Raw genomic sequence first — 7,241 nt, 5'->3', positions numbered from 1 at the left:
GGGCAGCCACGTCCCCGGCCAGCAAACGTCCGGCCAGCAAGCGTCTTCCGGCGAGCCAGCGTCTTCCGGCGAGCAAGCGTCCGGCGAGCCAGTGTCAGCCGACCAGCGCAGCCGCGAGGACGTAACCCGGACCGACACGGCCCCGGGTCCGGATGCCACCCCACGGGAAGACAGGCCTCGAAACCTCTGAGCTGAACTCCTGGGCTGCCTTCCGGCGGAAACTCCTGTGCTGAACCTCTCCGCCGGGTGGTGATGCGCGGGACTCAGCGGCGGGCCGAGGCCCGGGCTGGTGATTTGGGGGCAGGCGACTTGGCCGGTGTCTTCGCCGCCGGCTTGACCGGTGTCTTCGCCGGTGACTTGGCCGCGGGCCGGGCCCGCGGAGCAGCCGCACGCGGAGCCGCCTGGCGCGGAGCGGTTCCTCTCGGCGTCGGCCGCGGTGCGGAGGGCCGCGGATTCGCAGACCCGGCCCCCGCTCCCCGCGCGCCGGGCGCCGGGCGGCGTCGCGGAGCACGGCCCGGGGAACGCCGGCCGCGGCTCCGGCCGGGCAGTACAGTGCCGGCGAACAGCAACAGTAAGGTGACGGCTCCGGCGGCCGCGGCCAAATAGAAGTACAAATCCGGATGCTCGGAATCGACGCGCGTGGACAGGGCGTCGGGATCGGGGTTGAAGGCCAGCCCCCACTGGCGCAGGAAAGCGACCCCGAACGCGATGAAGAGGATGCTGCCGACCCCGCTCGCGGCCAAAGTCTTGTGCCGGCGCCGGACCACCACCTCCGCCACGCAGGCCACATAGGCCGTCGCGGCCGCCCCGACGAACCACACCAGCACCCACTCTTGCAGGGTGATTCCGGTCAGGACCAGAAGTGCCAGGGCAGTGAGAAACGCTCCGATGGCGACTTTCCCGTTGGTACCCATGTGACGCATGTGAATAATCATGCCTGAGCAGGCGGCTGCTTCACGACGTAGCCGCGCATGGAGGCCATGATTGCGGCCACACTCTGCTCCCTGGTCCGCTCCGGGTTGTACGTCTGGCGGTCCAGTCCCACCACGAAGCAGGCCCCGAAGATTGCCGTTTCCAGGCTGCCCCGGGAAACGGCGGAATCCACGGGATAGACGGCGGCGACGCCGTCGATGGCAGAGCCGATCACCGCGAGCAGGCGCCCGCGGAGCTCGGCGAAGGTGTCCTGCCATTCGCTCGGGGTCCGCCAGCTTTCGCTGACCCAAAGCCGGGCGAAGGACGGGTACTCGGCCATGAAGTCCATGGCCTGGCCGATCATTTCCTCCATGGCAGCGAGGGGGTCGGCGGAGCCGTCGCGGACACTCAGCAGCCGCGCCAGGAGGATGTCCACGCCGTGGCGCAGCAGCTGGGCGATCAGGTCCGACTTGCTGCCAAAGTTGTAATACACCGTGCCCTTGGACACCCCGGCTGCCGTGGCGATCTCGTCCACCGTCACGCCCGCCGCGCCGCGCTCCCCGATCAGATCCATGGACGCCTCGAACAGTTTCTGCTTCGTGGCGTTCGTGCGGGCGGGACGGAGTTTCTTCTCCCCGGCCCCCACTGTGCTCATACGGCGATCTCCGGTTTTAGGGACTTCAGGGTCCAGAACTTGTGCTTGTGAACGGCCAGCGTGGAAAGCGCCGCCCCGAGCACAGTGTACCCAAGGAGGCCAACCACCGTGGGCACGATCAAGGAAAGGTCCGCGCCGTAGATCAGGTGCCGCATGCCGGCCACCACATAACCCATAGGCAGCGCCTCGTGGACAAAGTGCAGCGGCTGCGGGGTGGTTTGCCACGGGAAGGTTCCGCCGGAGGAAACCAGCTGCAGGACCAGCAGGATAAGCACCACGAATTTTCCGGGAGTTCCCAGCAGGGCCACGACGCCCTGGATGATGGCACTGAAGGCCATAGCGGCCGCCAACATGAACAACCACATCAGCACCGGGTGGGCGGGCTTGAGGCCCAGGCCCAGGTCCACCACGAGGGTGAGCAGCGTGGCCTGGATGACTGAAACGGCAAAGAATGGCAGCCAGCCGCCGACGGCGATCTTCCATGACGGGGCGTTGGACGCCAGTGCGCGTTGCGTGATGGGCCGCATGGCCTGGACCAGCATGAATACGCCGATCCACAGGGCCAGGGTCAAGAAGAATGGCGCCAGGCCGGCACCGTACGACGCAGCCTTGGCCTGAGAGACGTCGCTGACGGCAACAGGGTCCGCGATCACCTTTGACAGGCTGTTCTTCTGGGCATCATCGGGGTTGGGGATCTTCCCGGCACCCTTGTCCAGCTCTGAGGCCAGGGTGGCGGCGCCATCCGAGGCCGTGCGGGCGCCGTCCTCCAGCTGGCCCGCCCCGTCGTCGAGCTGCCGGGCGCCATCTGCGAGCCTGGCAGTGCCGTCGACAGCGCTCTGCTCGCCCGCGGCCAGCGCGGCCGAGCCGGCCGAGAGCTGGTTGGCGCCGGCTGAAGCCTTTGAGATGGCATCAGTCAGGGCCGGCGTTGCTCCCGCAAGTTTGGCCGCCCCGGAACTTACGGCGGCGGATCCGTCGGCAAGCTGCTGGATCTGGGCTGCATCTGTTTGGATTCTGGACTTCGCATCGGCCACCGGGCTTGAGGCTGCGGCGGTATCGAAATCGGCCAGGATTTTGCCGGCCTGGTCGGGGGTGATGATCCCGGCGGCAACCAGACGGCTGTTGGATTGCACCACACGGTCCCGGAGGCCCTTGTCGGCAGCGCTGAGTTGCCCGACGACGTCCTGGACTTTCGTGTTCAATGCCGCGTTTCCCGCCGCGACTTGCGCGGCGCCGTCCGCGAGTTTCTGTGAGTCGGCAGGGAGTGTGGCCGTCCTGTGCTTCAGCTGCGTCAGGCCGGCGCTGAGCTGGCCGGCGCCTGAATYGAGCTGGTTGGCGCCATCGCGCAGCTTCATTTGGCCGGCGGCGAGTTCTGCGACTCCGCCGTTCAGCTGGCTCGTTCCGGAATGCAAACTGGCTGCCCCGTCCCGGAGTCTGGCAACGCCGTCGGAGAGTTTTCCGGCCCCGTCGGCGGCCTGGACTATTTGAGTATGGATTGTGCCGAAGCCCGTCAGGAGCTGGTTCGCAGTCTCCTCGCCCACTTCCTTGGCAACCGTCGAATGCACGGCAGTGGTCAGCTTGTCCACGATGTTGCTGAGGACGTAGTTGTTGGCATCGTTGGTGGTGACATTCAGCATGGCTTGGTTCGCGGCGTCAAAGCTGCCCGGGGAAACCAGGTTGGCCGAGAAGTCCTTGGGAATCTTGAGCGCGAACGCATACTTGCCGCTGCTCACGCCCTGGTCCGCTTCCGCGGCGGTGGTGACTTTCTGCCAGTTGAAGACGTGGCCGTCCACGAGGCTGTCGGCGACCTTTTTCCCCGCCTCGAGCCGGGTCCCGTTGCTGGCGGACGCGCCGGTGTCCTCGACTACCAAGGCGGCGTCGATCTGGTCCAGGTTCCCGTACGGATCCCAGTTGGCGTAGAGATACACCGCGCCGTACAACAAAGGCACCATGGTCAGCGCCAGGATGGTCAGTTTGGGCAGGAGCCCGCCAGTCATGCGCTTGAGCTCGGAGCGGGCCAGCCGCAGAACAGTCACTTTAGGGCCTCGGTTTCGAACGGGATGTGTTCAGGGTTCCGGTGTTTCGCGGGATGGCCTTCTGTCTTCTGCGCATCAGGCTGGGAGGGGTCCGCGGATGCGTCAACGATGGAAACCGTTGCGGCGGCAGCCTCAACGGCGTTCCCGATTGCGGCGGAGGGCCCGGTCCAGCCGTCCGGCAGTGCCGCGACGGTGACGACGACGGCGAGCGGCCGGCCGCCGTCGTGCGCCAGATCTTCCAGCCTGGGAAGCCAGTCCGCGGGATCTGCGCTGTGCCTGTCCGGAGAATCGACCACCAGCAGATCTGTTCCGGGGTTGGCCAGGGCAAGGGCGGTGAGCAGTTCGACGCGTCGCCGGGCCGGAATCTGTTCGGTCCAGAGGCCGGCAATGTCCTCGAAGCGGTTGACCTTGAGCCAGGGTTTGCTCAGCAGAGCACCACGATAGCGCCGGGGGATGAGCGCGAGGTCCTCGGTGACGAGGTCRCCCACGCTGAGATGCTGTTCGGGCTCGTTGACACCGGGGGAGTCCACGAGTGCACTGGCCAACCGGAGGCGCTTAATCTTGGAATTTCCGTCCCAGCTGAGCACTCCCCCGGAGGGCTTCATCCGGCCGCTGAGTGTGAGGGCGAGGGCTGTTCGCTGGTCCTGGCCGTCGCCTTCAACCAAGAGCAGCTCCCCGGCACGTACCTCAAGGGACGTGGGTGGGAGCAGGTCATTCCGGCGCCCGTTCACACGGAGCTGTTGCACGGAGAGCATGTAAGCCTTTCGCAGGGTCTGGTCTGCTTCAAGGCTAACCGAACTGACTGGTCAGTTCAAATAGAACAGCCGCTTGTGATCAACGGATCAGAGGCCGTACTCCTCCAGCAGGCGGAGCCAAACTTCGCTGATGGTCGGATAGGAGGGCACGGCGTGCCACAGCCGGTCCAGCGGGACTTCCCCCACCACCGCAATGGTGGCTGCGTGCAGGAGTTCAGCGACATCCGGGCCGGCGAACGTGGCGCCCAGCAGCACCTTGCGGTCCTCGTCGATGACCAGCTGCGCCCACCCTTCATAGTGTTCGGCGTGCAGCGAAGAGCCGGCCACCTGGATGGGGAGTTCCACGGCGGAGGCCCGGAAGCCGTCCTTCTCCGCCTGCGCCATGGTCCGGCCGACGTTCGCCAGTTCCGGATCGGTAAACACCACGTTCGGCACCGCGTGCTCGGAGGCCGTCTGGGCAAAGCGGCTCCACGGTGCCGGCTCGCCGCGGAGTTCGCCCTTGGCCCGGGCGGCAATGGCGTCTCCGGTGGCCCGCGCACCGTACTTGCCCTGGTGCGTCAGCATGGCCCGTCCGGCGGCGTCGCCGGCAGCGTAGAGCCACGGGTTGCCGGACACATCGTTCTCGGTGGCGTGGTGGACTAGTCCGGTGGAATCGGTGGTGAGCCGCAGGGTCCCGCCCTCGGGTGCCGGGAGGCCGACGCTGTCCAGGCCGAGTCCCTCTAGGGCGGGGTGCCGGCCGGTGGAGACGAGCAGCTTGTCCGCCGTGATCGTGGCGCCATGGGCCGTGCCGTCAGCGGTCCCGGCGCCCGGGCCGTCCTTGGGGCCGCCCGTGGGACCGCCCTTGGGGCCGCCGTCGAGCACGACAGTAAGGGAGCCGTCCTCGTTCTCATGCACGCTCCGCGTGCCAGTGTGCAGGCGGAGATCGACGCCATCGGCGCGCAGGCCGGCAGCGACCAGATCCKCGGCCTGCTCCGGGAAAACACCCAGGAGCCCGCCGCGGGCCACGAGCGTCACGGACGAACCAAGCCGGGCATAGGCCTGGGCGAGTTCGACGCCGGCAACGCCGCCGCCGAGGACCGCAAGCCGCGGGGGAACCGCGCGGGCTGAGGTTGCCTCCCGGGTGGTCCAGTACTCGACGTCGTGAAGCCCCTCGACCGGCGGCTGGTTCGGGGCGGAGCCCGTGGCGACCACCACGGCGTGCCGGGCCGTGAGTGCGTAGCCGTTGCCGTCCAGCCCGGCCACCTCGACGTGCCGCGGGGCGGTGATCCAGCCGTGGCCGCGGATCAGTTCGATGCCTGTGTCCTCCACCCACTTGACCTGGCTGTCGTCCTGCCAGTTCGAGGTGAAGTAATCCCGGCGCTTCAGCACGGCTGCCGGATCCAGGGTGCGGGTGACCGCTTCCCGGGCGCCGGGGACCGTCTGCGCGCCATGCAGCGCAGTGCCCGGCCGCAGGAGGGCCTTCGAAGGCATGCAGGCCCAGTACGAGCACTCGCCGCCGACCAGCTCCGCCTCGATGAGCACTGCTGTCAGGCCGCCGCGGACCACGCGGTCCGCCACATTCTCGCCCACGGCCCCGGCGCCGATAACAATGACATCGAATTCCCGCTCAATCTGTGCCGTCATGGCACCAGCCTACGCCGGGGCCACGGCCGGATCCGGGGGAGCTCCGGGCTCCGGAGATGCGGGCTTCCGGCGTAATGTGCCGGGCCGAACCCTTTGCAGGACGGGGGACGGTCGATACTGTTGGGACCATACTTGGGGGAGGAGGCGGCCATGGCCGCACGCAACATGACAACAGGCCCGGCCATACCGCTGGCAAGGTTCAGCGCCCAGGCCCGGCTCCGGGCGCTCCAGTCGGACATCCTGGAGCTGATCCTGGAACGCGACCTGGTTCCCGGCGACCCGCTGCCGACCGAAAACGAGCTGACGGCGGCACTCGGCGTCGGCCGCAACACCCTGCGGGAGTCCTTGAAGGCGCTCCAGGCGCTGGGTGTCATTGAGATCCGCCACGGATTCGGCATGTTCGTGGCGCCGAGCAATTTCGAGGCCCTGACCGACGGGCTCACCTTCCGCGCCCGGCTGTCGCTGCGCCACCAGGGCGAGGAAGCCCTGCAGCTCGTGGAGGTCCGGCAGGCACTCGAATCCGGCCTGGTCGGCGCCGCCATGGACCGGATCAGCGCCGAACAGCTGGCCGCCGTGGAGGAGTCCGTGAACCGCATGGAAGCGCTGGCCGACGCGGGGGAGCCGTTCATCGAGGCCGACGCGGAGTTCCACCGCAGGCTTTTCGAGCCGCTGAACAACGACCTGCTGATCAGCCTGATGGACGTCTTCTGGAAGGTCTACCGCCGTATCCACCTCGAACTCGGCGGGCCGTACGCCGTCGACTTGCAGGCAACGGCCGCAGTGCACCGGGGGATCTATGAGGCTGTCGCAACGGCGGACAAGGCACTCGCCTCCGAGCGGCTCAGCACGCATTTCGACGACATCCGCAACATCATCGTCCGGTCCACGGCCTGAGACCTGCTGCCGGGCCGCTCCGGCCCAACAGCTGCCGCCGGCGCCTAAGGCGGCCGCGCCGGCGCCCAGCCTGGCGCCTAAAGCAGCCGGGCCGGCGCCCTGGCGCCTAGGGCATCCGGCGGTTAAAGCAAAACATCCGCCCCGGTGAACCGGGGCGGATCTTCATCTGTGCGCCCAAAGGGATTCGAACCCCTGACCTTCTGTTCCGTAGACAGACGCTCTATCCAGCTGAGCTATGGGCGCATTCTCGGCTCTTGGAGAACTTCTCTCTCCCCGAACCTCGAATTACTTTACGCGAGCCCGGGCCCAGTTACAAATCGAAGCGGGTGTAATCTAGCTGACTAGACCGGTCTACGTGACCTTAGTCAC

General features: G+C 67.5%; 6 protein-coding genes and 1 tRNA gene. 1 reads left to right on the top strand and 6 read right to left on the bottom strand.

Annotated features, from left to right (window positions below; translation table 11 throughout):
- Window positions 1-263: 263 nt before the first annotated feature.
- The 5 genes from AC1DHX_RS08720 to AC1DHX_RS08700 all read right to left on the bottom strand — a co-directional run bounded on the left by AC1DHX_RS08720 (window position 264) and on the right by AC1DHX_RS08700 (window position 5,978).
- Window positions 264-914, bottom strand: a complete 651-nt coding sequence (locus tag AC1DHX_RS08720; RefSeq protein ID WP_476860423.1) for a hypothetical protein — start codon at window positions 912-914, stop codon at window positions 264-266.
- Window positions 915-931: 17 nt separating this feature from the next.
- The gene (locus tag AC1DHX_RS08715; protein WP_230008014.1) at window positions 932-1,567 is read right to left on the bottom strand and encodes a TetR/AcrR family transcriptional regulator; all 636 of its coding nucleotides are present in this window, start codon (window positions 1,565-1,567) and stop codon (window positions 932-934) included.
- The gene (locus AC1DHX_RS08710; protein ID WP_476899955.1) at window positions 1,564-3,600 is read right to left on the bottom strand and encodes a YhgE/Pip family protein; all 2,037 of its coding nucleotides are present in this window, start codon (window positions 3,598-3,600) and stop codon (window positions 1,564-1,566) included. Before AC1DHX_RS08710 ends, AC1DHX_RS08715 begins: the two co-directional genes overlap by 4 nt.
- Complete coding sequence (locus tag AC1DHX_RS08705) at window positions 3,597-4,355, bottom strand: ABC transporter ATP-binding protein (protein WP_230008012.1); 759 nt, start codon at window positions 4,353-4,355, stop codon at window positions 3,597-3,599. Before AC1DHX_RS08705 ends, AC1DHX_RS08710 begins: the two co-directional genes overlap by 4 nt.
- An 87-nt stretch (window positions 4,356-4,442) precedes the next feature.
- Entirely contained in the window at window positions 4,443-5,978 is a 1,536-nt protein-coding gene (locus AC1DHX_RS08700) for a dihydrolipoyl dehydrogenase family protein (RefSeq protein WP_476899954.1), read from the bottom strand.
- A 165-nt stretch (window positions 5,979-6,143) separates the two neighbouring features.
- Here AC1DHX_RS08700 and AC1DHX_RS08695 point away from each other — a divergent pair, with 165 nt between their 5' ends.
- On the top strand, window positions 6,144-6,872 hold the full coding sequence (locus tag AC1DHX_RS08695) for a FadR/GntR family transcriptional regulator (RefSeq protein WP_476850662.1): 729 nt from the start codon (window positions 6,144-6,146) through the stop codon (window positions 6,870-6,872).
- Between the two features lie 169 nt (window positions 6,873-7,041).
- On the opposite strand, the gene AC1DHX_RS08690 is transcribed toward AC1DHX_RS08695, so the two are convergent.
- Window positions 7,042-7,115: transfer RNA gene (locus AC1DHX_RS08690), tRNA-Arg, on the bottom strand.
- Window positions 7,116-7,241: the final 126 nt, after the last annotated feature.

The sequence above is a fragment of the Arthrobacter sp. 05N33_2 genome (assembly GCF_056397425.1).
Note: the sequence above shows the minus strand (reverse complement) of the source record. Positions and strands in the feature narration are given on the sequence as shown.

Coding starts and splice junctions, on each gene's coding strand:
- AC1DHX_RS08720 (WP_476860423.1), bottom strand. CDS start 914: ATGGGTACCAACGGGAAAGTCGCCATCGGAGCGTTTCTCACTGCCCTG.
- AC1DHX_RS08715 (WP_230008014.1), bottom strand. CDS start 1,567: ATGAGCACAGTGGGGGCCGGGGAGAAGAAACTCCGTCCCGCCCGCACG.
- AC1DHX_RS08695 (WP_476850662.1), top strand. CDS start 6,144: ATGACAACAGGCCCGGCCATACCGCTGGCAAGGTTCAGCGCCCAGGCC.